We start from the raw sequence: 25,593 nt of genomic DNA, 5'->3' as shown, positions 1-25,593 counted from the left end.
AATGGCAGAACAGAAGAGCGAATCCACTCTATTAAAAAAAGTATGGGACATTGCAAATGTCCTTTCCGCAGCAGGCGTAGGCTTCACCGATTACGTCACCCAGCTGACCTATATCCTTTTCCTGAAAATGGACGAAGAAAAGGAAGAGCTGGGACTGACAAGTACGGTCCCCGATGGCTGCCGGTGGAAAGACCTTGTGAGCCTCAGTGGTAAGGACCTGGTAGATAAATATGAAGAAATCCTGCAGGAACTATCCGAGCAGGATGGCATCATGGGCACCATCTTTACCGGCGCCACCAATAAGATCGACCGGCCGGTGATGCTCAAAAAGGTCATGGACATGGTGAATGAAGAGAACTGGTACATGATGGAAGGCGACGTGAAGGGCGCCATCTACGAGAAGATCCTGGAGAAAAATGGGCAAGATAAAAAGAGCGGCGCCGGCCAGTACTTCACCCCAAGAGCCCTGATTTCCGCCATCGTGGATGTGGTGGACCCCAAAATTACGGAGACCGTGGCAGACCCCTGCTGCGGAACCGCCGGATTCCTGCTGGCCGCCTATGAGCACATGCGAACCCAGAGCAGGGATATGGAGAAGCAGAAATTCCTGAAGGAGCATGCCCTTCACGGGGCAGACAACACGGCCCTTGTGGTGACGCTGGCCTCCATGAACCTGTACCTCCACGACATCGGCATCAAGTCCAGCCCCATCGAGTACAAGGATTCCCTGATCGATACCTCAGATACCATGTATGATGTGATTCTCACCAATCCCCCCTTTGGCACCCGCCCCCAGGGAAGCGTGGACGTATCTGCCAACCGGCCGGAATTTATAGAGACAAGCGATAACCAGGTGAACTTCCTGCAGCACATCATGTCCATTGTAAAAACAGGCGGACGGGTGGGCGTGGTCCTTCCGGACAGTGTCCTTACCGGCGATGGAGCCACACGGAAGGTCAGGGAAAAGCTGCTGAAGGACTTCAACCTCCATACGATTCTCCGGCTGCCCACCGGCATCTTTTATGCAAATGGCGTAAAGACCAATGTCCTCTTCTTTGATAAAGGGGAACCCACAAAGGAAATCTGGGTCTACGACTATCGGACCGGCATCCACCACACCCAGGTGCAGAATCCCCTGAAGCGGTCTGACCTGGAGGACTTCGTTACCTGCTACTGTTCGGGGCACCGGCAGGACCGGAGGCAGACCTATTCCAAAGAAAATCCCAATGGCCGCTGGCGCTGCTTCAGCGAGGAAGAAGTAGCCAAGGCGGATACCCTGGACTTCAAGTGGATCAACCTGGAAGAGAAAGACACCCGGACTGTAGGAGAAATCCTCGATGAAATGCAGGAAGAAGCCAATGGCATTCAGGACGCGGTGGCAAAGCTCAAGACAATGCTTGGGGGTATCGAGGAATGATTGATACGCAGGCCTTAAGACAAAAAGTGATTGATTCTGCCATAACAGGGCATCTAACAACGCAAAATAACACGGAAAATGCAAAAGATGAATTGCAAAAAATAATCGCTAGCCTTGGCAAACCACAACAACGGCGCATTGAATTGGGTGAAAAATGGAATAGCATCCCGAATAATTGGGCTTGGACAACACTAGAAAGTATAACCACTACTGATACCTTAAATGATGGAAACTGGGTATTAAAGAAAGACATGGTTGATGATGGTCCAGTGAAGCTTTTACAGTTGGGATGCATTGGCGACTGCAAATTTATTACAAAAAAATATAAGTATCTGACTGACAAGAAATTTGATGAGCTTGGCGGAAAACAAATCTATCCCGGATACCTTCTTATTAATAGGCTAGTCATTGATAAAATGAAATCCTGCATAATCCCAAATATTGATGGGAAATTAATCACAGCAGTTGATGTCTGCTGGGTCGCTCCCAATGAAGAATTTTACAATTTGGATTACGTGTTGTATGCGTTGAACTCATCTGGTTTTCAAAGAAGGGTACAAAATTTGGGAAGAGGCGTTACGCGTTTCAGAATAAGCAAGCTAAACTTGATTAATATTGCATTTCCATTCCCTCCGCGTGAAGAGCAAAACCGAATAGTTAATGAGATTTCTAATGCATTTATACTGCTTGATAAGATTGACGATCTTCAGTCTCGATACGCTAACAATCTTTCTGCCCTCGACAAGAAGATTCTCGATTTAGCGGTCCAGGGCAAGCTGGTGCCCCAGGATCCTTCCGATGAACCGGCCAGCGTACTGCTGGAGAAAATTGCGGCAGAGAAGCAGAAGCTCATCCAGGAAGGGAAGATCAAGAAGCAGAAAAAGCTGCCTGCCATCACAGAGGATGAGATTCCGTTCAAGATTCCTGAGAGCTGGGAATGGGCACGAATCGGAGTTGTATTTAATTTGCAAGCAGGGAAAAATAAAAAAGCCTCACAGATTTTTAGTAAAAAGACAGATATCCATAAATACCCTTGCTTCGGCGGAAATGGAATTCGAGGATATGTAGATGACTATAACAGATGTGGAGAATATGCATTGATAGGTCGTCAAGGTGCATTGTGCGGGAATATCAACTTCGCTGAAGGAAAATTCTACGCAACAGAACATGCCGTAGTGGTGGAGCATTTTGCGAATACGAATGTAACGTGGAGTGGGTACTTCTTAAGGGCCCTTAACCTGAACCAATATGCTACGGCAACTGCACAACCAGGATTGGCAGTGTCAAATATAAACAATGTACTTATCCCAATTCCTCCAGTTAATGAGCAAAAACGGATTGTTAAGATGATAGATAAGATTAATGCGCAGATTGATTTACAAAAGCAAGAGTAGTATACTACCCCGTTTTTACTGCGATTTTTACTACGGAAGACCGCCGAGTTATGCCGTTTTCTGGTAAAGGAGGACAAGCGATGCCGATTACCATAGTTTTTGTCTGCCACGGCAATATCTGCCGTTCTCCCATGGCGGAGATGGTGCTGAAAGAAATGGTCCGCCAAAAGGGGCTTTCTTCCCGGTTCTCCATTTCCTCCCGGGCCGCCACCACCGAGGAAATTGGGGAGGACATGTACCCTCCCGCGAAGAGGACCCTGGACGCCCACCATATTCCCCACCCGAAAAGAAAGGCTTCCCTCATCACCGGGGAAGACTATGAAAGGGCGGACTACATCATCGCCATGGACCAGGAAAACCTCCACGACCTGGCTTACCTCACCCACCAGGATCCGGATAAAAAAATATCCCTTCTCCTCTCCTGGGCCGGAGAAAAGAGGGACGTGGCAGACCCCTGGTTTACCAATGACTACGAGAAAACTTACGATGACGTGGTGAAAGGGTGCCGGGGGATATTGGATAAACTGACCGGGATGCCTGGCGCCCCATGCGTATAAAAGGTGGCTGAGGGGTAATGCCTTCGGCAAAGCAGCTCAAGGGTAACGGGCTTCGCCCGAGGGGGGTGTGCCGCGTCAAAATGATATGGCGGCACAGGTATGGTATCCAGCGGCTCCGCCGCATCCATCCTGCGCCTTTGGCGCGGCCCTTCTCTAAGGGCCTGCATGTTTTGGGTTAGATTTGGAAGTTGAGAGTTGAGTTACAGCGGTTCCACCGCAAATTATTGGCCTCCCCCATCTATGGGGGAGGTGGCACCGCAGGTGCCGGAGGGGGCTCCCGCCGAAGTGGCCCCCACCGCCCTCTCCCTGCCATCAGCGGCTCTGCCGCATGCACCTCGCCTTTGGCGCGGGCCGTTTGGCCTAAGAGGAAGGCGCTTTTATGGGCAGGCTAAGCGCCTTTTGTATTTCAGGCCAAACTTGGAGGTCCTATGCAGGACCTCCATCTCCAAGGCTGCTTGCTGGATGGGTAATCTCACCTATTGAGTATACCGGTAAGCAAGTGCCTGATATATAAAAATTGGCGGCGCTTCCCAATTTGTGCGCCGCCACATTCACTCCTCACTCCTCACTCCTAACTTCCCACTACCTGCTCTTCCGTCTTTTTTCCCCCCCCCGATTCGCACGCACACTTACTTCCCAGCCATCACAGCCACGCACCCTATGTACAGTGTCACTGCCCCGTCCACCAGGAGGGGAATGGCTCCTGTTACATAGGCCGTGTGGTCATCCATGCGGTAGTACACCATGTAGGCTGCAAAGGCGAGGACCGATGCAGCGGCCACGAAAACCCAGGCAGCTCCGTAACTTCCGTGGAGGAGCAGTCCCCCTTCGTGGAGCACTCCCAGCACCAGGATTTCCAGCACTGCCCAGCAGACGATGAGAAGGAGCTCGGTGGTCGGTTTCCGTCCGAAAAGTTTCAAAGATCCCGCCAGCAGCAGAAAATAGGCTGCCGCCGCAGCGATAAAAATCATGCCTGTCCCTATCCAGGAAGAGGGAAGCGGCAGCTCATGGACCCCGTGGGCAGAAAATCCCACGCCCGAGAGCCCAAATATTGCCAGCAGCAGGAAAAGCAGGGCCGAGAGAGCCCCTCCGCTTCTGGCATCGGGCCGGAAGGCCGTGAGCCACCAGCCTGTATAAAACAGGGCGCCCAGACTCAAAAGGAACTGCCCCACCACCACTTCTTTCACCGGCGATAATCCAAACATGGTATCCCTTCTTTCTCCTTCTATTGTAGTCCTGCCGGAGAAAAAGGGTAAGAGAAAAGCACTGTCCAAAGGGGCAGTGCTTTTTGTTGGCAGATGGGGCGAACCGCTTAGCTTTCTCAGGCCAGTTCTTTAGCCGGTGCGTGGAGAGCTTCCATTTCTTTCCGAAGTTCCGGATCGAAACGGGGGTTCAGCACGTTTACGTAGAGCCATGCCAGCATGGCGCCGGAAATATTATGCCATGCGGAGAAGATAGCTCCCGGAACGGTGGCTGCCGGCATCGCTGCGAAATGGGCTTTTGCCAGGCCTACGGCGAGGCCGGAGTTCTGCATGCCCACTTCGATGGAGAGGGCCACGGCCTTCTTCCAGGAAAGTCCGGTAAGACGGGCTACGGCAAATCCCAGGGCATAGCCCAGGCAGTTGTGGAGGATGACAACGAGAAGGATGATGCCGAAGTTTGCAACGATGGCATTCTTGCTGGCACCGATAACGCCGGCGATGATGAGGGAAATGGCGATGGAGGAAATGGCGGGGGTATAGTCCGTAGCCGCTGCGGCCAGTTTCGGCAGGAATGTCTTCACTGCCACGCCCAGGCAGATCGGAACGATCACGATCTGGACGATGGAGAGGAACATGCCCACCGGGTCAAAGGCAATCTTCGTGCCGATGAGGAGGTACGTAATGGCAGGTGTCAGGATCGGGGAAAGCACCGTGGACACACTGGTCATGGTGACGGAAAGTGCCACATCGCCCTTACTCATGAAGGTGATGACGTTGGAGGACGTGCCGCCAGGGCAGGTACCTACGAGGATAACGCCAGCGGTGAGGGCCGGGTCCAGCTGGAAAATAGTGGCCAGGGAAAATGCCAGGAACGGCATGATGAAGAACTGGGCCACAGCGCCAAGGAATACGTCCCGGGGCCGTTTGAAGACAAGGACGAAATCCTTCACCGACAGGGTGGTGCCCATGCCGAACATGACAACGCCCAGGAGGAAGGTGAGGACGGAAATGCCGCCTACTTTACTCAATACCCATTTGAAATTTTCCGGCATGGTGAAGCCGAGAATCAGGAAAACGATGGCGATGATGCCGAAATACTTGCCGATCATGGCACATAACTTTTTCATGGGATTTCCTCCTTTATTTCAATACAGCCCCGGTGTTGGCGCTGGTTACGAGACGGGCATAGCGGGACAGGTAGCCGGTCTTTACCTTTGGCTCCGGCTGTTTCCATTCTTTTCTCCGTTTTTCCAGTTCCTCATCGCTCACGAGAAGTTCCAGTTTCCGCTGGGGGATGTCGATGGAAATCCGGTCTCCGTCATGGATGAGACCGATGGGGCCGCCTTCCATGGCTTCCGGGGAAATGTGGCCGATGCAGGCACCCCGGCTGGCTCCGGAGAACCGGCCGTCCGTGAGGAGCGCCACCTTCAGGCCCATACCGGTAATGACAGCGGTGGGGTTCAGCATTTCCCGCATCCCCGGGCCCCCTTTCGGTCCTTCGTAGCGGATGACCACCACGTCTCCTTCGTGGATCTTTCCGCCTGTAATGGCTTTGATGGCGCTTTCTTCGGAGTCAAAGCATTTTGCCGTGCCTTCGTAGACCAGAAGGTCCGGGTCCACGGCGCTTTCCTTGATGACCGCTCCATGGGGTGCCAGGTTTCCTTTCAGGATGGCAATGCCCCCTTTATTCATGTAGGCATTGTCCACGGAATGGATAACCTCATGGTTTTCGATTTCCGCATGTTCAATGCGCTCTCCGATGGTGCCGGTGACGGTGAGGCAGTCCGTATGGATGAGGCCCAGCTTCGTGAGCTCCTTCATGATGGCAGAAATGCCGCCGGCTTCGTCCAGGTCCTGCATGTGGTAGGTGCCGCCGGGGCTCATCTTCGTGATGTACCGGGCCCTGCGGCTGATTTCATCGAACAGGTCCAGCGGCAGATCCAGCCCCGCTTCATGGGCGATGGCCGGCAGGTGGAGCACGGTGTTTGTGGAGCCGCCGATGGCCATGTCCACGGCAATGGCGTTCTTGAAGGCATCGAGGGTCATAATGTCCCTCGGTTTGATATCCCGCCGTACCAGGTCCAGGATCACCTCGCCCGCTTTCTTCGCCAGCATCCGGCGCCGTCCGAAGTAGGCCGCCGGAATGGTGCCGTTTCCGGGTAGTCCCATGCCCAGCACTTCGGTGAGGGAATTCATGGTATTGGCGGTGAAGAGACCGGCACAGGAGCCGCAGCCCGGGCAGGCATGGAATTCCATCTGTTCCATTTCCTCCGCCGACAGTTCACCGGCCTCGAATTTTCCTGCCGCTTCGAACATGGTGCTTACGGAAATGTTCTTTCCCTTCCACCGGCCCGCCAGCATGGGGCCGCCGCTGACAACCACCGCCGGGATATTCAGGCGGCCTGCCGCCATGAGCATGCCCGGCACAATTTTGTCGCAGTTCGGAATGAGTACGAGCCCGTCAAAGGCGTGGGCATTGGCCATGGCTTCGATGGAGTCACAGATCAGTTCCCGGCTGGCCAGGGGATACTTCATACCCATGTGGCCCATGGCGATGCCATCGCAGATGGCGATGGCCGGGAATTCCACCGGTGTGCCACCGGCAGCGGCGACGCCCAGTTTCACGGCTTCCGCGATTTCCCGAAGGTGCATGTGGCCCGGTACGATTTCATTGAACGAATTGACAATGCCGATCATCGGCTTTGCCAGATCCTCGTTGGAATACCCCATAGCATGGAACAGGGTACGATGTGCGGAGCGGGTCGCTCCCTTTTTTACAATGTCACTTCTCATCTGTTTTTCCCCTTTCTTCTTCCTTACCTCTCAAGCTCCTGTCACCCGGAATGGAATAAAAAAATCCGTCCCCCATTATTTAAAATGAGGGACGGATAGAAATTCCGCGTTACCACCCTTGTTCCTGTGCCATTACTGCCACAGACACTCGTCAACGTACCAACATACGCGTTCCCGTTAACGCAGGACAAACGTCAGCACTTACCATTATTTCAGTACTGAACCTCAGGGATGATTTTCATTTTCCCGAAGATACCGACTTTCACCATGCGCCGGCTCTCTATGATCTGTCAGAAGAAAATTACTCTTTCCCTTCCAGGGCTTTGGATATATTCAGCACGAAATAAATTAGGCACTGAACCTCAGGGACGACTTCATCTTCCGCCGGACACCGCATCACACCATCCACGGCTCTCTTTGCTCCGACCGCAAAAACTACTATTTCCCTTCCAGGGCTTTTCTCTTTGGAAGTTGATGTGATTATACGCCTGCCGGAAATCTCCTGTCAACAGGGGAAATTCTTTATGTATGTGTCAAGGTTTTCTCGGTACTTTATTTGACAGTCGATGTTATCAGGTTTCCCAGCCTCTGCTTTCTCAATAAATCTGTATCGCTTTAGCAAGCTGGCCCATCGGAGTTGAAGTCGCTCCGTATACGCCTATACGGCCTTCCAGGCACCCGGGACGGTAATTCCGTGCGTTCCTGTGCCATTTAGCGTCCCTGGCGGCTTTGCGGTTCGTTTTTACGGCTGCTACGACCGCCTTATGCATCTGCCGGTCCATCTTCTTGTAGGCTTTGCCTGCAGCACAGTAAATCAGGGCTTTTTCCAAAGTGTCATTCTGGGTAGCAGTAATCAGCGTGCCTATTGAATCCATACCTATCCTGCACCAGCTGCGCCCCTGCTTTTTCAGACGGTAGCTATAGCGTCGGTGGTCGCTTTCAGCTGCCCCCAGGTGGATATCGGTTCGGATTCCGCGCTCCCGGATGCCCGGGATATAGTCGGCGTTGCGGCTCAGATAGTCTGCCAGTCTCCGTACCTGCTCGGCCTGTTCTTCTGTTTCTGCGTAGCTGGCAGCCGTATCCAGATATGGCTTCATATCTGTGATGACATTTCTGCTCTTATTCAGTTCAAGCACGAATTTATCGATGAATCCACGTGGGCAGAAGCTGAGGCGGGTCCGCACTTTCTCATTCACATGGTATCTGTCCCGGAAATGGTAATGTGTCTTGCATCCCTCGACAATATTGTCGAAGTCATCGAAATTATATCCTGCTCCGCCATCCCCGTTGGAAAGTACTGTAATCTCGCTCAGATTGTACCGGCCATGCACCCACACCTTGACGAGTTCAAACAGCCTTTTCCTATCCGTTCCAGAGAAGCAGTGGTACCCTGTCAGTCTCGAACGTTTTCCATTCTTCTCGACGCCCTCATAGACCTGGATTCGGTGAAGTTCTATGTTCTGGCCGCCTTTGGTATCGGTGACGGGGTCCGCCTGCTGCTTCATTACAATCCCATCGCCCTCAATAGCCAGCAGCCCGTCCTCCGGTACTCTCTTCTCGGCCTGCTCCATGGCTGCATCTGCTGCTTCGTATTTTCTAACCATTTGGGCGGCAGTGCGGCTGAGATTTGAAACTGTCTGATGTGAAATATCCGTCTGGGTCAGAGTTTTCACGATATGGCTCACATTACGGAACTGGGTAACCTGGGCAGCCTGGGCAATGCGCAGAATCACTCCCATGCTATAGTGACGGGAAGGCAGAAATCCAAATTTCTTATCTAATGGGTAAAATCCCTGCTTTCCGGCCATCTCCAGCCGCCTCCGCTTGTAGGTGACAGGACCAAACAGGCAGTATATGGTTCTGGAATCCCGCCGGGAAATCCGCCACCCCTGAGGCTTGTAGACCCTCTCATACAGCTCGCCATCGATCATTTCGAAGGCCGTCGCCACAAGAAGGCCAAAGAGTTCCGTGAAGAGGTGCCAGAGAACCTGCTCCATGGCCAGTGAATCCTTGGAGTCCTTGATACTCTTGAGAATTTCCTCCTGAATAAAAGGTTTGAAAAGTTCGATATTCTCTGATAAAATGCTCATTGGGAAGAGTCCTTTCTTTTGATTTGTTGCAAGGAAATTATAACATTTCCATCAAAGGGGACTCTTCCCTTTTCTATCCAGCAGGGGAGAAATCCTCTACCGAGAAACATTTTACACTAAGATTCTTTATTTTAATAAAAATCGAAAATCTTCTGTCCCTGTCCGGATTACAGATTCCTGCAGAACCGCTTCACCGGGCCGCTCCACTTCCGGAGGCAAGCCGGTACCCTTTATCGGAACTGACGAATTCATTGGGCTATCCCTTTTACCTATCTTTTACTGAAATAGGGTATAATAAGGACAAATCCAAATTTAAACCGAGGAGGGACCCTGATGATTAAACTTCTTTTCTTAGCCCACACCGGAAGCGGTGAACCGCCGATGGCAGAATTCATTATGAAACAGCTCATCAAAGAAGCGGGACTGGAGGACCGGATCTACGTTTCCTCCGCAAGACTGGAAAAAAAGGGCGGACCCCTCTGTGAAGAAGGGCAGAAGGTGCTGGCGGCCCACGGCATCCCTTCCACTCCGAAGGAAGCACTGCCCCTGGAGTGGGGAACCTACGACCAGTATAACTACATTTTCCTCATGGACAATCCCCAGGACCCCCGGCTCTTCAATACCATGGGCGGCGACGTGGACAATAAGATTTCCCTTCTCTCCGCCCAGGCCGGCTACGAAGGGGGCATTGCGAATCCCTATGGCGGTGCCACCTTTGAAGAAGCCTACCATGCTTCTGACGTGGCCTGCCGGAAGCTGCTGGAAAAACTGAAGGGCTGGATCGAATAAAAACCATTGAGAAGCCTCCTTTTCTGCCGTATGATGAAAGCAGAAAAGGAGGCTTTTCCTATGGACCGGATAGAACGAAACAGGCAGGCAGCCGAAGAAAACAGAAAACTCATGGAAAAAGGAACCTATGAAGCAGGGGGCAGGACCTTCTCCCTCTCTCCCCTTCCCCGGCTTCAGGAAGCCCGGTGCTTTTCTCCCGAAGAGCTGGACCGGCTGGCCGGGAAAATAGAACAGACCCGGTCCCGTCGGCCGGGCCGCATTGTCCTGGTGGAAGGGGACACCATGGACCACGCCGGGGAGGGAGTCCTGAACTTTGCGAACGCCTTCACTCCCGGCGGCGGCTACCTCTACGGCGCCTCATCCCAGGAAGAAGCCCTGTGCCGGGAAAGTACCCTCTACGCCTCCCTCACCGGTCCCATGGCCGCCCCCTTCTATGAAAAAAACAACAGGGAGAGAAGCATCTACGGCTCCGAATCCATGGTCTTCTCTCCCCGGGTTGAAATCTTCCGCCAAAGCGCTGAAAAAGACTACGCCCTCTTTGGCCCGCCGAAGGTAACCTCTGTCATCACCGCGTCCGCCGTGGACCTTCGAGGCCCCGCTGCGCAAGAGCCCCCTGCCCTCATTCATGGCATCATGGAGAGACGGATTCTCCGGCTCCTCGCCCTTTTCGCCGCCAGCGGCTGCCACACCATCACCCTGGGCGCCTGGGGCTGCGGCGTCTTCCGCCATGACCCCCAGGATGTGGCCCATGAATTCTACGAAGCCCTGGTGGAAAAGAACTACCGCCGTTTCTTCGACACCATCACCTTCGCCATCTACGGCAGCCCGGAAAACCTGGAGGCCTTCCGGAGGCAGTTCCGGTGAAAGAGATTCAGGGGCCAGGCCCAGGCCAATACCGGCTTTGCTGCAAGCGAGACATCAGACAGTCAGATGGTCAGACGTCAGGCTGAATCAGCCTGTGGGGTTTCCATCAGCTAACCTCCGTAGCCTTACGGCGCCACCAAATCAATTGACTCCCAAACCCGACCGTCATTTCGAGCGATGGCAAACGTCGTGATGACACCACATGCAAAAATCGCTACAGCTTCGAGGAGTCGAGAAATCTTTCTTGCTTTTTGGAATGCCGGGCTTGCAGCCATTGTCGGTGTTGTAAGACCGTTAGAGACCTTTATCCGAGAGATCTCTCGACTCTCTCTCACTTTCGATTTTTATATTTTACGCCATTCCGGCGCCTGCCACCGCTCGAGATGACGAGAGAGGATAGACATCACTTTTCAGAAAACGATATTGAGAATATATCCTTACCAGTCCCCGTCATTTCGACCGGTGTGATCATGATAGATGACTCTGCCATTAAGAACCGCTACAGCTTCGAGGAGTCGAGAAATCTTTCTTGCTTTTTGGAATGCCGGGCTTGCAGCCATTGTCGGTGTTGTAAGACCGTTAGAGACCTTTATCCGAGAGATCTCTCGACTCTCTCTCACTTTCGATTTTTATATTTTACGCCATTCCGGCGCCTGCCACCGCTCGAGATGACGAGAGAGGATAGACATCACTTTTCAGAAAACGATATTGAGAATATATCCTTACCAGTCCCTGTCATTTCGACCGGTGTGATCATGATAGATGACTCTGCCGTTAACAACCGCTACAGCTTCGACGAGTGGAGAAATCTTTCTTGCTTTCGGGAATGCCGGGCTTGCAGCCATTGTCGGTGTTGTAAGACCGTTAGAGACCTTTATCCGAGAGATCTCTCGACTCTCTCTCACTTTCGATTTTTATATTTTACGCCATTCCGGCGCCTGCCACCGCTCGAGATGACGAGAGAGGATAGACATCACTTTTCAGAAAACGATATTGAGAATATATCCTTACCAGTCCCTGTCATTTCGACCGGTGTGATCATGATAGATGACTCTGCCGTTAACAACCGCTACAGCTTCGACGAGTGGAGAAATCTTTCTTGCTTTCGGGAATGCCGGGTTTTTCTCTATCCTGCTTTTAGAAGTCAGATGGTCAGACAGTCAGAAGTCAGACAGGATCAGCCTGCGGCGTTTCCATCAGCTAACCTCCATCGCCTTACGGCTCCGCCGCACAATTATTGACCTCCCCCATCTATGGGGGAGGTGCCCGAAGGGCGGAGAGGGCTCTCGTTAAAGTTACTCCCACCGTTTCCTCCCCTGCCATCCGACAATCTGTCCGATTCAGATTTGACCAGCGGTTTCGCGCTAAATGTATTATCCGCGGCGCTATATAACCTTTACGCCCCACGTTCACTCCTTACTCCCCTCTTCCCTACCAACCATAGCCCTATGGTTGAACAGCCCATTTGAGTACATTTTCATTCTTTTATGACCTGATAAAGAATTTTTCAATAGCCCCATTCCTCCCGCAGGAGCCGCATTTTTTACCCTTCCTTTTCAAAATAGATAACAATTGGCTTTAATTTCTGTCCAAATGATGTATAATAAAGACAGGTTATGGTGAATGAGTATGTGTTCCCATGCTGTGACGCAGTTTCTTTTCCCTTCTGTGGCGATGGGCCTGACTGTTTGTCTGCCGGTGTCGTTGTCCGGTATCTGAAGGAGCCGGTCCCCAGAGTCTGCATTGGAAAAAGAAGCTAATGAGGTATTTCCTCCGAGTATTTCGATTGTGAGGTTTCCCGGACAATTTTCGGACGCCCTGCCAAGCGCAGGCTGGAGGGGAGGTCGTTCGAAAAAGCATCCATGAAACCTGCCGCTTAAAAAACCGTTTCACTGTTACAGGGTTTTGATGGCGGAGTCCCTTTAACAGAAGGTAAGGAAAAAGCCTTTTTCCGGTTTCCGATTCCGGACGGTCCGAACGTAGCGGGCCCAGGGATAAAGAAAGTGGAAGGACCAGCTTTTGCAGAGTGTGGCATCGGTTTCCTTATCCCGCATGAGGTCAGTGTTTCTGTGAATCGGACAAATTCAGCAGGTCCATGCCTTCCTGTATACCGGGCTGCCGGTGCAGCAGCCGCAGGGCGAGGAATGTTTCCTCCTTTCCGGACTCTGCCGGGTTTTCCCGTGCACCTCCTCACAGATACATACATGATGTACCTGTGACTAGACTATTCCGAAACTCCAAAAATAGGAACCCCTTCACCGGCTGCCATCCGGTGAAGGGGTTTTAACGTGCCTGGACTCTCAGGCTTTATTCAGTTTTTCCAGGTCCATCATGGCCTTGTATACCATGTCGAAGGTAATGTCATAGGGCTTTACCCGCATATCCTTCGTGTGCAGGCAGTTCTGCACCAGTTCATCCGGGTGAGCCGGGTCGATACCGATATCCGCCAGACAATGGGGCAGGTCGATAGATTTCGCAAAGTTATAAATCTTATCCCGCTCTTCCAGCTGGCCATCCATGGTAAGCATGACCTGGAGACCGTAGTTCACTACGGCGCCGTGAAGATGGGTTCCCTTATGGGGCGTTCTCGTATGGCTGTTGTAGATGGCATGGGCCAGGCTGGAGTCCAGGTCGTCTTCAATGCACACAGAGGCCATGCCGGGGGCTACGATAATGGAAAGAATAGCCGGTTCCAGGGCTTCATTCACTTCCTGCCGGTCCACCGCTTCCAGGGCCTTCTTGCCGTATTTCAGGATGCCCGCTGCTACGTTCTGGGCATTCCGGACTCCCGTCTGCTGGACCCAGGTAAGGTCCATGCCCCGGGCAGAAAAAGGCACTTCATACTGCTTCGCCAGGGCATCACCCAGGCCGGCCCAGAAATATTCCCTGGGAGAATGGGCAATGACATCGGTATTGATGAACGTGTGGTATGCATTGCGGTCCCGGTAAATGGAGCCCTTGAAGCTGTGGTCCGGGTTGTACATGATGCATACTGCCGTCACGGAAGCACAGTTCGATGCCAGGGTGGGGAATGTGAAAATCGGCTTTTTCAGGAGATGGCTGGCCCATTTGGACGTATCCGTAGCCCGTCCGCCGCCGACAGCAAAAATCATGTCCGCCTTCCGGATTTCCGGAATCTTCGTCAAGGCTTCCGCATTTTCAAATGTGGCATCATCACCGTAGAGGAAGGATCCCAAAATATCTATATGCCCTTCGCAGGCTTTACGGATGAGGGGCTCCGCAGCAGCCCGGGACTTATTGCCGCCAATAATGACTGCCGTATGTCCATAGTCGCCGCAGATGGAGGGAATGGCGTCATAGGCATCGACGCCTATGGTAAAGTGTGGAAAAAAAGTACTCTTCATATATGGCTCCTTTTGTTCGAAATCATAAGTACCGATGGCGTTATTATACGGCTGATGAAAAAGGGATGCAAGAGAAGAAAAGTCCTGCTTTCTCCGCTGTTCCTGTGTGCAACCGATTATCTCCATCTTTCTTTTTTACCGGACCATGGTATAATGTTTCAATTGGAGGGAAGAAACAGACTTTCTTCCCCATCCCGTGGGGCGGTGCCTCCACATTGCACGAAGGAGATTTTTAATTTGGGTAAACTTTCAAAAGCCCTGGCCGCTTTGGCAATCGGCGCTGTAACTGCCTATCTTTTCCCCCGGAAAAAGGAGGACCTGTCCCTTCCCGTAGGAGAAAGTTCCTATTTTCTGGAAGAGCGGAGCGGGACATGCAAAGACGCCATTCCTGTTTACTACTACCGTCCTGCCACCTGGACAGAGGACCAGCCCGTATTTATTGCTTTTCCCGGATACACCCGGAAGGCGGATCGGTTTGAAAAGCATCTGGAAGAGCTGGCAGTCAAATACAACATGCTCATCGCCTGCCCTGAATTTTCTACGAAGAAATACCCCGGCGCCCGGTGGTACCAGGAAGGAAACATTTCCGACGCCGAAGGGGAAGAGGGGCACATCCAGCCCCGGAAGGATTGGACATTCGATGCCATCGACCATGTGGTGGCTGCTGTACGACGCCGCACAAGGGCAAAGGGGAAGGTCCTCCTTTTCGGCCACTCCGCCGGAGGACAGCTCATGCACCGGTATTCCCTCTTCGCCAGCCATCCTGCGGTAGATGCCATTATCTGCGCCAACTCCGGCTGGTTCACCATGCCCGACGATACGGTATGCTATCCCTACGGTATCAAAGGGGTTCCACTCTCTGACCGGGACCTGGCACGCGCTTTCTCCCGGCCGGTCATTATGCTTATGGGCGGAAATGATATTTCCCGGGAAAAGCCATTCCGGGATACGCCGGAAGCCGATGCCCAGGGGCAGAACCGCATGGAGCGGTGTAACAATTACTTCCACTTCTGCGAAGCCCGGGCTGCCGAATTGGGCGTTCCTTTCCGCTGGCAGCTGAAAGTGGTCGATGGTGCGGCCCACGAGGGCGGTAAAATGGCAGAAGGGGCCATGAAGCTCTTCTGTCAGGAACCTTTAGACGAAACTGTGGGTATGTAAGAAAATAGAGTTGAGGTTTATGGAAACCTGTCTGCCTGCAGCAGGTTTTCCCTTCCCCAACTCTTTTCTTTTTCTATAAAAGCAACCGGATTTCCTATGCCAACTTGACAATAACCTCGGCTCTTTATACACTGTCAATAACAGTGGTTTGCGGAGAACCCTTTTGCAGAGCGCTGCCGGTTGCGGCTGTTTTCTGTTGAAGCGGCATTTTCCGGTGGGCAGAGAGATTCTTTCTGTTCGTTTTTTATTTGGTACGGAGGAGACTATGTACAAAATCCAGAAAAAAGTAGACAAAAGTTTAGCCCTTGTAGCCAGGGATGAAAAAGTGGTAGCTCCCTGCCAGCACCTGTCCTATTATCCCTTTGCCGTGGAAAGCGGTAAGGGGGAGATCCTGAAGGATGTGGACGGCAATGAATATATTGATTTTCTTACCAGTGCTTCTTCCCTGAACCTGGGGAGTTCGAACCCCATCCTCACAAAGGCCATTGAGGCGCAGCTCAAAAAGTGCACCCAGTACACCGCTGCCTATTCCTACAATGAACCCATGATTTCCTATGCGGAAAAGCTGACTTCTGTATATCCCGGCGGCGTGAAGGCGAAGATTGCCTTCGGCAACTGCGGCTCCGACGGCAACGATGCGGCCGTAAAATTTGCCCGGGCCTACACAGGCCGCACGAAGATCATCACCTTCATCAACGGGTACCATGGAAATACCTACGGTTCCTGCTCCATGACCACCTGCACCACCCGGATGCATGCGAAGATGGGACCCTTCCTTCCGGAAATCTACCATTTCCCCTTTTACGGAGAAGATGTGCCCGATGAAATCGTAGAAAAAGAAGCCACCAAAGATATCGAGACCGCTTTCCGCACCTACATGCCGGCGGAAGAAGTGGCGGCGGTGGTGATTGAAGCCATCCAGGGGGATGCAGGCATCCTTCCGGCCCATCCGATTTTCCTCAAAAAGCTCTATGACCTCTGCAAGAAGCACGGCATCCTCTTCATCGATGAAGAAGTGCAGCAGGGCTTCTGGCGGGCCGGCCATTTCTTTGCCATCGAAAATTATCCCGGCATTATCCCCGACGGCATCATCATGGGCAAGTCCATCGGCGCCGGCCTCACCCTTGGCGCCTTCATGGCCCGGGCGGAAATCATGGACTGCCTCCCCGCACCGGCCCACCTCTTCACCCTGGGCGGCAATGCCATCGCCTGTGCGGCGGGCAATGCGGCCTTCGACTACTATCAGACCGAGGAGTTCCAGTCCATCTACCAGCGGAACTGCACCCAGATCAAAGAAGAAATGGAGACCCTGAAGAAAAAGCACCCGGACCGGGTGGCTTTCTACCGGGGCCGGGGCATGTCCTGGGCCATCGGCATCGTGAAGAAAGATGGGAAGGGAAATGCGGTCCCCGACGGTGACGGTACCTTCAAAGTCTGCTTCCGTTCCTACGAGAAGGGGCTCATCATCATCACCCTGGGCGAGAACCTGCTCCGGGTACAGCCGCCTCTCAATATTTCTTCCGAAAATCTCCACAAAGCCTTCACCATCCTCGATGAATCGCTGACGGAGCTGGAAAAGGGAGAGATTCCGGACGGTGTCTTCGATTACCGCCACGGCTGGTAATGAGATAAAAAAATCCCGGGAAAATGAGGAATCATTTTCCCGGGATTTTTTAAGCAGCTAAGGGGTAACGCTCTACTGCCAAGGGCATGGTGTGCATGCTGATGGGTAGAGTCATCAGCATGGAGCTGCCAGCTTTTAGCTTCTAGCTGCTAGAAAAACCGATTCGCCTGCGGCGCTCCCTACCCTATATTTACCTCGGTTAATCGTGCCGTAGGCAGGCCAGCTTTCCTGAAAGCCAGCAGCCAGGAGCCAGAAGCCCCATGCTGATGACTCTACCGGGTTCTTCCCATCACCCCTCAGCAAATTCTCGGCAGTCCTTCTCCCCTGAGCGGCAGGAGCCTTCTCCTTCCGCCGAAGGAGGTGATGAGGGTGACGCCGGTTCCTTCTCTGATGGTCCCTGCCATGGCGGCGTTCTTTCCATGGGAATCTTCATGGAGGAGGGAAAGGGCTCGGTCCGCTTCTTTTTCCGGAAGGACGATGATCATTTTCCCTTCATTTCCCATGGTGAGCGGATCCAGTCCCAGGATGCCCGCCAGTCCTTTCACTTCCGGGGACACCGGGATTTTTTCTTCCCAGAGGTCCATGGCCTTTCCGGAGGAAGCGGCCAGCTCTCCCGCCACCGTGGCCAGGCCGCCCCGGGTGATATCCCGGATGGTATGGATGGTAAGGCCTGCGGAAAGGAGGCGCTGTACCAGCCCGTTCAGGGGGGCGCAGTCGCTTTGAAGGTCCGTCTTCATGTGAAGCCGTTCTGTCAGGATGGTGGCGTGGTGGTCGCCCATGGTACCGGTGAGAAGCACCGCATCTCCCGCTTCCATGGCGGAGGCGGAAATGGAAAGGTCCTTCCTTCTCTCTCCGATACCGGCGGTATTGATATAGAGACCTCCCTTTCCTTCGATGACCTTTGTATCTCCCGCTACGATAGAGACCCCCGCTTCTTTGGCAGTGGCGGCCATGGAGGAAACCACCTTTTCCAGTATTTCCGTATCGAGCCCCGTTTCCAGGATGAAGGAGGCCGTGAGATACAGGGGCCTTGCCCCCATGGAGGCGAGATCATTTACGGTGCCGCAGATGGAAAGGCGGCCGATATCGCCGCCCGGAAAAAACAGGGGCTCCACCACAAAGGAGTCGGAGGTGAAGACCGGATGTCCTTCCATCACCGGCAGCACCGCCCCATCCTCCATGCGGTCCAGGATGGGATTGGAAAAGTATTTTTCAAAAATTCCATGGATGAGGCGGCCCGTTTCTTCGCCGCCGGATCCATGGCGCAGTTCAATTTTCATGTCAGCCTCCCCGATAGGTAATGGAACAGGTCCCTTCGGAAGATACCATGCAGGCCCCCACCGGATGGTCCGGGGTGCAGGCTTTCCCAAAGCAGGGACATTCTTCCGGTGTCACGGTGCCCGTAAGCACCTCACCGCAGCGGCAGCCGGGAGGCATCTTGTCTTCCGTGAGGCCCTGGCTGCCGGCATCCAGGGATTTATATTTTTCAGAAATATAGAGGCCCGAACCGGGAATGGTTCCGATGCCCCGCCACACCGCATCTCCCGGTGTGAAGACCTCCGACAGCAGGGCTTTTGCCCTTTCATTGCCCTCTTCCGTTACCACCTGGGGGTATTCGTTCCAGAGGCCCCTTTTCTTTTGGGAAGCCTCCAGTACCAGCCGGGACAGGGCTCCCAGGAGCAGGGACGCCGTGAAGCCGCCGATCACCATGGTTTCCCCGCATTCTTCCGCCAGCCGCCGGAATGGCCGGGCCCCCGTAATGACCGCCACATGGCCGGGGCAGAGGAAGCCGTCGATGCGGCCGGTGCCGGAGAGAATCTTCATGGCCTCCGGCATGGTCTTCAGGGCCGTGAGGAAGCGGATATTGGGGATTTTTTCTTCGAAGCACCGATGGATCATATCGGCCCATATGGGGGCGGTGGTTTCAAATCCCACAGCTCCCAGGATGAAGGTGGTGTTCCTGTCCTTTTCGGCCAGGGCGAAGGCATCTTCCGGATTGTACAGGAAATCCACGTGCCCTCCCCGGTCCCGGGCACCGGCAAGGGACATCCGGCTTCCCGGCACCGACAGGAGGTCCCCGAAGGCCAGGACTTTGTATCCATCCGTCATGGCATAGGATACCAGTTTATCGATGTAAGCCGTCGGCGTCACGCACACCGGACAGCCGGGGCCGGAGAGCAAGGTAATCTTCGGTGACAGCATCTGCCGGATGCCGGTTCGATACAGGGAAGACGTATGGGTGCCGCAGACCTCCATGAGCCGGAGCGGCGGCCCGTCGTAGGACGAGAGGTACCGGGCCAGTTCTTTTTCTATCATTCCTTTTCGGTCTCCTCGATTTCTTTAAACAGGGAAATCCAGTCCCTGGCTTCCTTCTTTTCCACGATCTGGATGGCCATGCCCGCATGGACAAGGACGTAGTCCCCGATTTTCACGGGCACCATGGCCAGGTTCACCGGCACCTGGGTGCCTGAAAAATCCACCATGCCATGGGTGCCGGAAATGCTGACCACCCGGCCCGGATAGGCTACACACATAGTTCCTCCTCACCCCTTGAGAAGGCCATACCAGGCCTGCCCCAGGGAAATCCCCCCGTCACCGCAGGGGACCTTTTCATTGCCATAGACTTTGAAATGCTTCTTTTCCAAAGCATTTTGCGTTTCATTCCATAAAATACTGTTGTGGAAGCAGCCTCCCGTCAGGATGACCTGCTCCACTCCTAAAAGCTCTGCGCTTTTCACCACCATTTCCACTATGGCCCGGTGAAAGCCCAGGGCTCCTTCTTTTATTTTACCATCCGTCGCCACCAGGCCATGGATGAGGTCCGCCCTGTCCCAGATGAGCTGTCCGTCATGATCATCCAGGGTGAGATGAAGGGGAAGCGGCTTCCGTCCTTCCATCAGGGCTTCTTCCGCCGCCCTTTCCAGGGCCATGGCACATTCTCCCTTGTACCGGTTCTCTTCCTTCAGGTGGAGAATGGCGGAGGCGCTGTCAAAGAGACGGCCCATGGAGGAATTATTGACGCAGTTCATGCCCTGGTGCACCGCATTTTCCACCACCGGAAACCGGGGATCGTCGGACGTTTCCCCGCTGGCCACGAGGCTGCAGAAGGCGCTCTTCCAGGCCTGGGCCATGGACAGGTCCCCGCCAATCATGGGGATTCCATCCAGGTGCCCTGCCCGTTTCATGTCCGTCCCTTCGAGAAGAAGAATCTCCCCGCCCCAGATGGAATAGTCCGTGCCGCAGCCGGTGCCGTCAAAGACAAAGGCCGCCGCTTTCCCGGAAAGCCCATGTTCCGCCATCACCGAGAGCGCATGGGCATGGTGGTGCTGCACGGAAATACAGGGAATGCCCCGGTCCCCCGCCATTTCTTCCGCCATGAAAGCCGATTCATACATGGGATGGAGGTCGCAGAGAATCTTCTCCGGATGGATGCCGAGCATATGCTCCCAGTCTTCCTCCATATGGAGGAAGGTTTCTTTGGAGGAGCCGTAGAGAAAGTCGCAGGGCAGTTCCCCGGGATACAGGCGGCCGCCGCCGGTAAGGCAGAAAGAAGGCTCCATGTCCGCCCCCATGGCCAGCACCTGTCCCTCCGGGCCGTTTCGGATCACCGGCTCCGGCAGGAATCCCCGGGTCCTGCGCACCAGGTCCACATGGTTTCCTTCCGCCTTCATGACGCTGTCATCGGCGGGGCGGAGGATGTCCCGGTTATTCGTAAAAAAGCCGGACACCCGGTGGCTCTGGAACCATGCATGGGCTTCCTCGTCTTTATAGAGGACCGGCTCTTTGGAAATATTGGCGCTGGTCACGATGAGGGGTGCCGCCACCTCCTCCGTAAGGATATCGTAGAACCCGTTGGAAGGGAGAAAGAGCCCCAGCCGGGGCACCCCTTCTGCCACAGAAGGAAGGGGTGCCTCCTTCGGCCGGCAAAGCACGATGGGACAGGCCGGGGATGTCAGGAGGCGCCGGTCTTCCTCCGTGAGACTGCAGAGTTTTTCTGCCTCCTCCAGGGAATGGACCATGAGGGCAAAGGGCTTTCCTTCCCGATGCTTCAGCTGCCGCAGCCGGATAACCGCATTGGCCAGATCCCCCCGGCACACCAGGTGAAAGCCGCCCATGGATTTCACCATAATGATATTTCCCTCTTTCACCAGGGATACCGCCCTTTCCATGGCCTCCTCCCCGGAAAGGGGATGGCCGTCCTTCAGGTCCGCCGTGAGGAGGGGCCCGCAGGCGGGGCAGCTGATGGTCTCCCCGTGGCAGCGGCGGTCATTCTCGTCATGGTATTCCCTCTCGCAGTCCGGACACAGGGGGAAGCCATCCATAGTGGTATTTTCCCGGTCATAGGGAAGGCGGTGGATGATGGTGTACCTGGGCCCGCAGGCGGGGCAGGAAATGAAAGGATACCGGTAGTGCCGGTCCCTGCGGTCATAGAGCTCTTTCCTGCAGGTGGGGCAGATACCGATGTCCGCCGGAAACAGGGGCTCCACCGCATGGCCCCCGCTTTCGATGGCGGAAAAGCCGTCAAAGGCGGTATAGGGCACCTCATCTTCCCGGATGGACTCCACAAAAATGGGATACGGCGCTTCTTTGAGACCCTTTTCCAGTGCAAAAAGGGCTTCCCTTCTTCCGGAAGCCCTGATTTCCACGATGCCGCCCCAGTTTTTCACCCATCCCGTAAGGGAGAGGGCCTTCGCCATCCGGCAGACAAAGGGACGGAATCCCACCCCCTGCACCCGTCCGGTGACGGTAAGACGAAATGTGACAAGGTCTGACATAAGGCACCTCCTGATGATAATGATGGTCAGCTGAGAGGCCAGACATGTGAATAGGCCTCAGCCAAGGCAGCGGCCTGCGGCCGGGGCTATGCGTGGCATGGCGCTGCCTTGCGGCAAGGCTATGGCCTTCCCAGGGCTCAAGGTACGGCGCATAAAATTATATAGCGCCGCGGATTATATAATTTTTTCCTTAAGCCCAGGCGGCAGCCTTTGCCCTGACGAAGTCACCACCTTGTCCGCAGGGCAGAGCCCTGGCCAAAGGCCATTGCCAGGGGTTGCAGGCCCTGATTTTCAGGCTTTTCCTGCGGCGCTTTCAATCCACTCAGCTGCTTCTTTGTATCCTTCTCCCGTCTTGCCGCTCACCTTGAACACCGGGGCGTGCTTGTTCAGGTGCCGGAGGCCTTTCATGAAGAAATCCTCGTCGAAATCAAGGTAAGGCATGAGGTCGATTTTATTGAGGAGAATGATATCCGCCTTTTCAAAGGCCAGGGGATACTTGTAGGGCTTGTCGCTGCCATCGGCCACGCTGACGATGAGCATTTTGATATTTTCCCCGATATTCAGCTCCGCCGGGCATACCAGGTTCCCCACATTTTCAATGAAGAGGATACCCCCTTCCTGGAAATCCATGGTATGCACCGCATTATGTACCAGCGGCGCATCCAGGTGGCAGGCGCCGAAGGTATTGATCTGGGCCGCCGTCACATGCTCTTTGCGAAGCCGCTCCGTATCGATGTCGGACTCAATGTCCCCTTCGATGACGTAGACCTTGGACTTCATGTGTTTCATGAGATGTTCCAGGGATGTGGTCTTCCCCGTGCCCGGTGCCCCCATGACGTTGATGGTGTATACATCCCGTTTCATCAGGTAATCTCTTACGTGTTCCGCAATGTGATTGTTATGGGCATAGATATCTTCCATGACCCCCGCTTTGACCATGTGCATTTATGAAACCTCCAGATCAATTGATTCTATATAAAATTCCTTTCCCACTTCCGTAGGCGATCCGTCACCGCCGCAGTAGGGACAGGTAAAGGAAAACCGTTTCCTTTCAAAAAGGCGGCCGCAGCGGTCGCACTTCATTTTCGGCTTTATATCTTTAATGGTGAGGAGGGCCCCCTCACAGAGGGTGCCCTCGGAAATCACGTCAAAATACATCTGTATGGACTCCCCGATGAATCCGGAATCCTCCCCCACCACCAGGTGGATGGCCTTGACAAGGCCCCCCTTTTCCCGGGCCGTATTCTCGGCAATCCGTACAATCTCCAACGTCACCGGGTACTCATGCATGGGAACCATCCTTCCCCGGAACTTCTTCAGTGCCATCTGACCTGTGCGCCACTGCCTTTCCTTTAGCCGCCTTGGCCACTTCAGAACTTTCCGTCACCTTTGGAGCCGCTGGCCTTCTCGGAGGACGGCGCAGGACTTTCCCCTGGTATGTGGCAAGAGATTCTTTCTTTTCTCCCGCTTCCCAGGCATCTGCCAGGGTAAGGCAGTGGGCCGGGCAGCCGTCGGCGCAGACGCCGCAGGTGATGCACTTCTCCCGGTCGATAGTCCAGGTCCGGTTCTTCCGGTCCAGCGTAATGGCGCCCACCGGGCAGTTGTGCTCGCACTTCCCGCAGAAGAGACACTTCTCCGCCTCGATCCGGATATGTTCATCCGGCAGGTCCACCGCAGGAGACGATTGTGCAGCCTGAGCCGCAGTGCTATCCAAAGAACCTTCTGCACCCTTTGAACCGGGAACCTCTTTCTTTACTGCGGCGCTATCTGACTTCTGCGCCGCTGCCTTCCCCTCAGTCCCCTTAGCCACCTCAGCCACCTTTACCCCAGCCGGTCTATGCGGCGGACGGCGCAGGACTCTTCCATGGTACGTGGCAGGAGTTTCTTTCTTTTCTCCCGCTTCCCAGGCATCTGCCAGGGTGAGGCAGTGGGCTGGGCAGCCATCGGCGCAGACGCCGCAGGTGATGCACTTCTCCCGATCTATGGTCCAGGTCCGGTTCTTCCGGTCCAGCGTAATAGCGCCCACCGGACAGTTGTGCTCGCACTTCCCGCAGAACAGGCACTTCTCTGCTTCGATCCGAATATGGCTGTCCGGCAGGTCCACCGCAGGAGACGCTTTTGCAGTCTGAGCCGCAGTGCTGTTCAAAGAACCTTCTGCCCCCTTTGAACCGGGAATCTCTTTCTTTACCGCGGCGCTGTCTGACTTCTGCACCGCTGCCTTCCCCTCAGTCACCGGAGCCATCTGAGCCACCTCAGCCACCTTTACCCCAGCCGGTCTATGCGGAGAACGACGCAGGACTTTCCCCTGGTACGTGGAAGGAGATTCTTTCTTTTCTCCCGCTTCCCAGACATCCGCCAGGGTAAGGCAGTGGGCCGGGCAGCCATCGGCGCAGACACCGCAGGTGATGCACTTCTCCCGGTCTATGGTCCAGGTCCGATTCTTCCGGTCCAGCGTAATGGCACCCACCGGGCAGTTATGCTCGCACTTCCCGCAGAAGAGACACTTCTCCGCTTCGATACGGATATGTTCATCCGGCAGGTCCACCGCCGGAGACGCTTCTGCACCTTCCATGGCTGGCTGAATCTTATTAACCGCGGTGCTTTCTGCCTTCTGCACCGCTGCCTTCCCCTCAGCCACCGGAGCCACCTCAGCCACTTTTCTCCTTATAGGAGGCATGGAACCGTGCAGCGTAATTTCACTGGGGCTCCCCAGGTAGCAGCCCAGGGACAGACATTTCCGGGGGCAGTTGTCGATGCAGGTACCGCAGTTCACGCAGGCTTCGAGATTGATGCGCCAGGTCCTGGCCCGGCGGTCCACGGTGATGGCACCGGTGGGGCAGTTCCGCATGCACTGGCCGCAGAAAATACATTTAATGATGTTATTAACGATTTTACTTCTGTCGTCCATGGCATTTTTCGTCATGGCAATGGCCGCCACTTTCCGTTCTACCTTAGCGGTGCCTTCTTCCTGATGGACGGACAGGATGATTTCTGATTTCTTCACGTCCGGCGATGCCGCTTCCGGATCCATGTGGAGGCACTTCTTCGGACACACTTCCACGCAGCCGGCGCACTGGACGCAGGCAAAGGGATTAATGGTCCAGGTGCCGGTCTTCCGGTCCACGGTGATGGCACCGGCAGGACAGGTCCGCATGCACTGGCCGCAGAGGATGCACTGGCTGATATCGTTCACCACCCGTCCCCGGTCACCGGGCAGGAAATGCTTCGGCTTCAGGGGATAGGAGGTGGTGACAGGCGGCTTGAAAAGGTTGGACAGCGCCTGTTTCATATAGATCAGAAAACTCATAGATCCTCCTTATGGAATGAAATCAGAAAGTGGAATACATGTAAAGTCAATCGAGTACATGGGGCTAAGGGTTGTGGGCTCACTCGCTGACGCTCGTGAGCCGGGTGGTGGGTTGGCATCGCTGCGCTCGCCAACCGGGTGGAGTGCTCCGCTTAAGTGGAAGGGAAACCTTATATAACGCGGCCAAAGGCCGCTTATATATCAGCCGCAAAGCGGCAAGCCCACCTTATGACCCTGCTTTAGCAAGGCGTCAGCCTT

Annotated in this window: 19 protein-coding genes and 1 other annotated feature; of the genes, 7 read left to right on the top strand and 12 right to left on the bottom strand. The window is 54.4% G+C overall.

The window, feature by feature from the left end; genetic code table 11:
- Position 1: 1 nt before the first annotated feature.
- The 3 genes from ACFWUL_RS00330 (at position 2) to ACFWUL_RS00320 (ending at position 3,368) form a co-directional block, all read left to right on the top strand.
- The gene (locus ACFWUL_RS00330) at positions 2–1,417 is read left to right on the top strand and encodes a type I restriction-modification system subunit M (protein ID WP_416177455.1); all 1,416 of its coding nucleotides are present in this window, start codon (positions 2–4) and stop codon (positions 1,415–1,417) included.
- Complete coding sequence (locus tag ACFWUL_RS00325; RefSeq protein ID WP_416177454.1) at positions 1,414–2,811, top strand: restriction endonuclease subunit S; 1,398 nt, start codon at positions 1,414–1,416, stop codon at positions 2,809–2,811. Before ACFWUL_RS00330 ends, ACFWUL_RS00325 begins: the two co-directional genes overlap by 4 nt.
- A gap of 80 nt (positions 2,812–2,891) precedes the next feature.
- Complete coding sequence (locus ACFWUL_RS00320) at positions 2,892–3,368, top strand: low molecular weight protein-tyrosine-phosphatase (RefSeq protein ID WP_416177453.1); 477 nt, start codon at positions 2,892–2,894, stop codon at positions 3,366–3,368.
- A gap of 629 nt (positions 3,369–3,997) precedes the next feature.
- On the opposite strand, the gene ACFWUL_RS00315 is transcribed toward ACFWUL_RS00320, so the two are convergent.
- The 4 genes from ACFWUL_RS00315 to ACFWUL_RS00300 form a co-directional block, all read right to left on the bottom strand.
- Positions 3,998–4,573: a hypothetical protein gene (locus ACFWUL_RS00315; protein ID WP_416177452.1), complete on the bottom strand. Its 576-nt coding sequence runs from the start codon at positions 4,571–4,573 to the stop codon at positions 3,998–4,000.
- A 116-nt stretch (positions 4,574–4,689) separates the two neighbouring features.
- Positions 4,690–5,697: a bile acid:sodium symporter family protein gene (locus ACFWUL_RS00310; RefSeq protein ID WP_416177451.1), complete on the bottom strand. Its 1,008-nt coding sequence runs from the start codon at positions 5,695–5,697 to the stop codon at positions 4,690–4,692.
- 13 nt (positions 5,698–5,710) lie between these two features.
- Positions 5,711–7,363, bottom strand: coding sequence for a dihydroxy-acid dehydratase (gene ilvD / locus ACFWUL_RS00305; protein ID WP_297019089.1), 1,653 nt, complete (start codon positions 7,361–7,363; stop codon positions 5,711–5,713).
- 84 nt (positions 7,364–7,447) lie between these two features.
- Positions 7,448–7,690 (bottom strand) — a binding site (T-box leader).
- 269 nt (positions 7,691–7,959) lie between these two features.
- The gene (locus ACFWUL_RS00300) at positions 7,960–9,453 is read right to left on the bottom strand and encodes an ISLre2 family transposase (protein WP_416176748.1); all 1,494 of its coding nucleotides are present in this window, start codon (positions 9,451–9,453) and stop codon (positions 7,960–7,962) included.
- 333 nt (positions 9,454–9,786) lie between these two features.
- Here ACFWUL_RS00300 and ACFWUL_RS00295 point away from each other — a divergent pair, with 333 nt between their 5' ends.
- Together ACFWUL_RS00295 and ACFWUL_RS00290 are read left to right on the top strand one after the other, a co-directional pair.
- A complete protein-coding gene (locus ACFWUL_RS00295) occupies positions 9,787–10,242 on the top strand; it encodes a hypothetical protein (protein ID WP_297019091.1) in 456 nt (151 codons plus the stop codon).
- A gap of 60 nt (positions 10,243–10,302) precedes the next feature.
- Positions 10,303–11,106 carry a TIGR02452 family protein gene (locus ACFWUL_RS00290; protein WP_416177450.1) on the top strand — a complete coding sequence of 268 codons (804 nt, stop codon included), beginning with the start codon at positions 10,303–10,305 and terminating at the stop codon, positions 11,104–11,106.
- A gap of 2,300 nt (positions 11,107–13,406) precedes the next feature.
- On the opposite strand, the gene ACFWUL_RS00285 is transcribed toward ACFWUL_RS00290, so the two are convergent.
- Positions 13,407–14,471, bottom strand: a complete 1,065-nt coding sequence (locus tag ACFWUL_RS00285; protein WP_416177449.1) for an iron-containing alcohol dehydrogenase family protein — start codon at positions 14,469–14,471, stop codon at positions 13,407–13,409.
- 237 nt (positions 14,472–14,708) lie between these two features.
- On the opposite strand from ACFWUL_RS00285, the gene ACFWUL_RS00280 reads away from it, so the two are divergent.
- Both ACFWUL_RS00280 and ACFWUL_RS00275 read left to right on the top strand, forming a co-directional pair.
- Complete coding sequence (locus ACFWUL_RS00280) at positions 14,709–15,629, top strand: alpha/beta hydrolase domain-containing protein (protein ID WP_297023703.1); 921 nt, start codon at positions 14,709–14,711, stop codon at positions 15,627–15,629.
- Between the two features lie 265 nt (positions 15,630–15,894).
- Positions 15,895–17,253 (top strand): aminotransferase class III-fold pyridoxal phosphate-dependent enzyme, encoded by a 1,359-nt coding sequence (locus tag ACFWUL_RS00275; protein WP_297023701.1) that lies wholly within the window; start codon positions 15,895–15,897, stop codon positions 17,251–17,253.
- 296 nt (positions 17,254–17,549) lie between these two features.
- Here ACFWUL_RS00275 and hypE read toward each other — a convergent pair whose 3' ends face one another.
- The 7 genes from hypE to ACFWUL_RS00240 all read right to left on the bottom strand — a co-directional run bounded on the left by hypE (position 17,550) and on the right by ACFWUL_RS00240 (position 25,335).
- Positions 17,550–18,533, bottom strand: a complete 984-nt coding sequence (hypE, locus tag ACFWUL_RS00270) for a hydrogenase expression/formation protein HypE (RefSeq protein ID WP_297023698.1) — start codon at positions 18,531–18,533, stop codon at positions 17,550–17,552.
- Between the two features lies 1 nt (position 18,534).
- Positions 18,535–19,569, bottom strand: a complete 1,035-nt coding sequence (hypD, locus tag ACFWUL_RS00265) for a hydrogenase formation protein HypD (RefSeq protein WP_416177448.1) — start codon at positions 19,567–19,569, stop codon at positions 18,535–18,537.
- On the bottom strand, positions 19,566–19,787 hold the full coding sequence (locus ACFWUL_RS00260; RefSeq protein ID WP_297023692.1) for a HypC/HybG/HupF family hydrogenase formation chaperone: 222 nt from the start codon (positions 19,785–19,787) through the stop codon (positions 19,566–19,568). The genes hypD and ACFWUL_RS00260 overlap by 4 nt, the downstream gene beginning before the upstream one ends.
- Before the next feature lie 9 nt (positions 19,788–19,796).
- Positions 19,797–22,028, bottom strand: a complete 2,232-nt coding sequence (gene hypF, locus ACFWUL_RS00255) for a carbamoyltransferase HypF (RefSeq protein WP_416177447.1) — start codon at positions 22,026–22,028, stop codon at positions 19,797–19,799.
- Positions 22,029–22,319: 291 nt separating this feature from the next.
- Positions 22,320–22,973, bottom strand: a complete 654-nt coding sequence (hypB, locus tag ACFWUL_RS00250; protein WP_297023688.1) for a hydrogenase nickel incorporation protein HypB — start codon at positions 22,971–22,973, stop codon at positions 22,320–22,322.
- Positions 22,974–23,318: a hydrogenase maturation nickel metallochaperone HypA gene (locus tag ACFWUL_RS00245; RefSeq protein ID WP_297041377.1), complete on the bottom strand. Its 345-nt coding sequence runs from the start codon at positions 23,316–23,318 to the stop codon at positions 22,974–22,976.
- Positions 23,311–25,335, bottom strand: a complete 2,025-nt coding sequence (locus ACFWUL_RS00240) for a 4Fe-4S binding protein (protein ID WP_416177446.1) — start codon at positions 25,333–25,335, stop codon at positions 23,311–23,313. The genes ACFWUL_RS00245 and ACFWUL_RS00240 overlap by 8 nt, the downstream gene beginning before the upstream one ends.
- Positions 25,336–25,593: the final 258 nt, after the last annotated feature.

Source organism: Dialister sp. (assembly GCF_047832375.1).
Taxonomy (GTDB): domain Bacteria; phylum Bacillota; class Negativicutes; order Veillonellales; family Dialisteraceae; genus Dialister.
This window is presented reverse-complemented; position numbering and strand designations above follow the sequence as displayed.

What these genes read in the sequence shown, in the direction of transcription:
- ACFWUL_RS00275 (WP_297023701.1), top strand. Translation starts at nt 15,895, where the DNA reads ATGTACAAAATCCAGAAAAAAGTAGACAAAAGTTTAGCCCTTGTAGCC.
- hypE (WP_297023698.1), bottom strand. Translation starts at nt 18,533, where the DNA reads ATGAAAATTGAACTGCGCCATGGATCCGGCGGCGAAGAAACGGGCCGC.
- ACFWUL_RS00290 (WP_416177450.1), top strand. Translation starts at nt 10,303, where the DNA reads ATGGACCGGATAGAACGAAACAGGCAGGCAGCCGAAGAAAACAGAAAA.
- ACFWUL_RS00260 (WP_297023692.1), bottom strand. Translation starts at nt 19,787, where the DNA reads ATGTGTGTAGCCTATCCGGGCCGGGTGGTCAGCATTTCCGGCACCCAT.
- ilvD (WP_297019089.1), bottom strand. Translation starts at nt 7,363, where the DNA reads ATGAGAAGTGACATTGTAAAAAAGGGAGCGACCCGCTCCGCACATCGT.
- hypF (WP_416177447.1), bottom strand. Translation starts at nt 22,028, where the DNA reads ATGTCAGACCTTGTCACATTTCGTCTTACCGTCACCGGACGGGTGCAG.
- ACFWUL_RS00285 (WP_416177449.1), bottom strand. Translation starts at nt 14,471, where the DNA reads ATGAAGAGTACTTTTTTTCCACACTTTACCATAGGCGTCGATGCCTAT.
- hypD (WP_416177448.1), bottom strand. Translation starts at nt 19,569, where the DNA reads ATGATAGAAAAAGAACTGGCCCGGTACCTCTCGTCCTACGACGGGCCG.
- ACFWUL_RS00295 (WP_297019091.1), top strand. Translation starts at nt 9,787, where the DNA reads ATGATTAAACTTCTTTTCTTAGCCCACACCGGAAGCGGTGAACCGCCG.
- ACFWUL_RS00300 (WP_416176748.1), bottom strand. Translation starts at nt 9,453, where the DNA reads ATGAGCATTTTATCAGAGAATATCGAACTTTTCAAACCTTTTATTCAG.
- ACFWUL_RS00320 (WP_416177453.1), top strand. Translation starts at nt 2,892, where the DNA reads ATGCCGATTACCATAGTTTTTGTCTGCCACGGCAATATCTGCCGTTCT.
- ACFWUL_RS00310 (WP_416177451.1), bottom strand. Translation starts at nt 5,697, where the DNA reads ATGAAAAAGTTATGTGCCATGATCGGCAAGTATTTCGGCATCATCGCC.
- ACFWUL_RS00315 (WP_416177452.1), bottom strand. Translation starts at nt 4,573, where the DNA reads ATGTTTGGATTATCGCCGGTGAAAGAAGTGGTGGTGGGGCAGTTCCTT.
- ACFWUL_RS00245 (WP_297041377.1), bottom strand. Translation starts at nt 23,318, where the DNA reads ATGCATGAGTACCCGGTGACGTTGGAGATTGTACGGATTGCCGAGAAT.
- hypB (WP_297023688.1), bottom strand. Translation starts at nt 22,973, where the DNA reads ATGCACATGGTCAAAGCGGGGGTCATGGAAGATATCTATGCCCATAAC.
- ACFWUL_RS00330 (WP_416177455.1), top strand. Translation starts at nt 2, where the DNA reads ATGGCAGAACAGAAGAGCGAATCCACTCTATTAAAAAAAGTATGGGAC.
- ACFWUL_RS00240 (WP_416177446.1), bottom strand. Translation starts at nt 25,335, where the DNA reads ATGAGTTTTCTGATCTATATGAAACAGGCGCTGTCCAACCTTTTCAAG.
- ACFWUL_RS00325 (WP_416177454.1), top strand. Translation starts at nt 1,414, where the DNA reads ATGATTGATACGCAGGCCTTAAGACAAAAAGTGATTGATTCTGCCATA.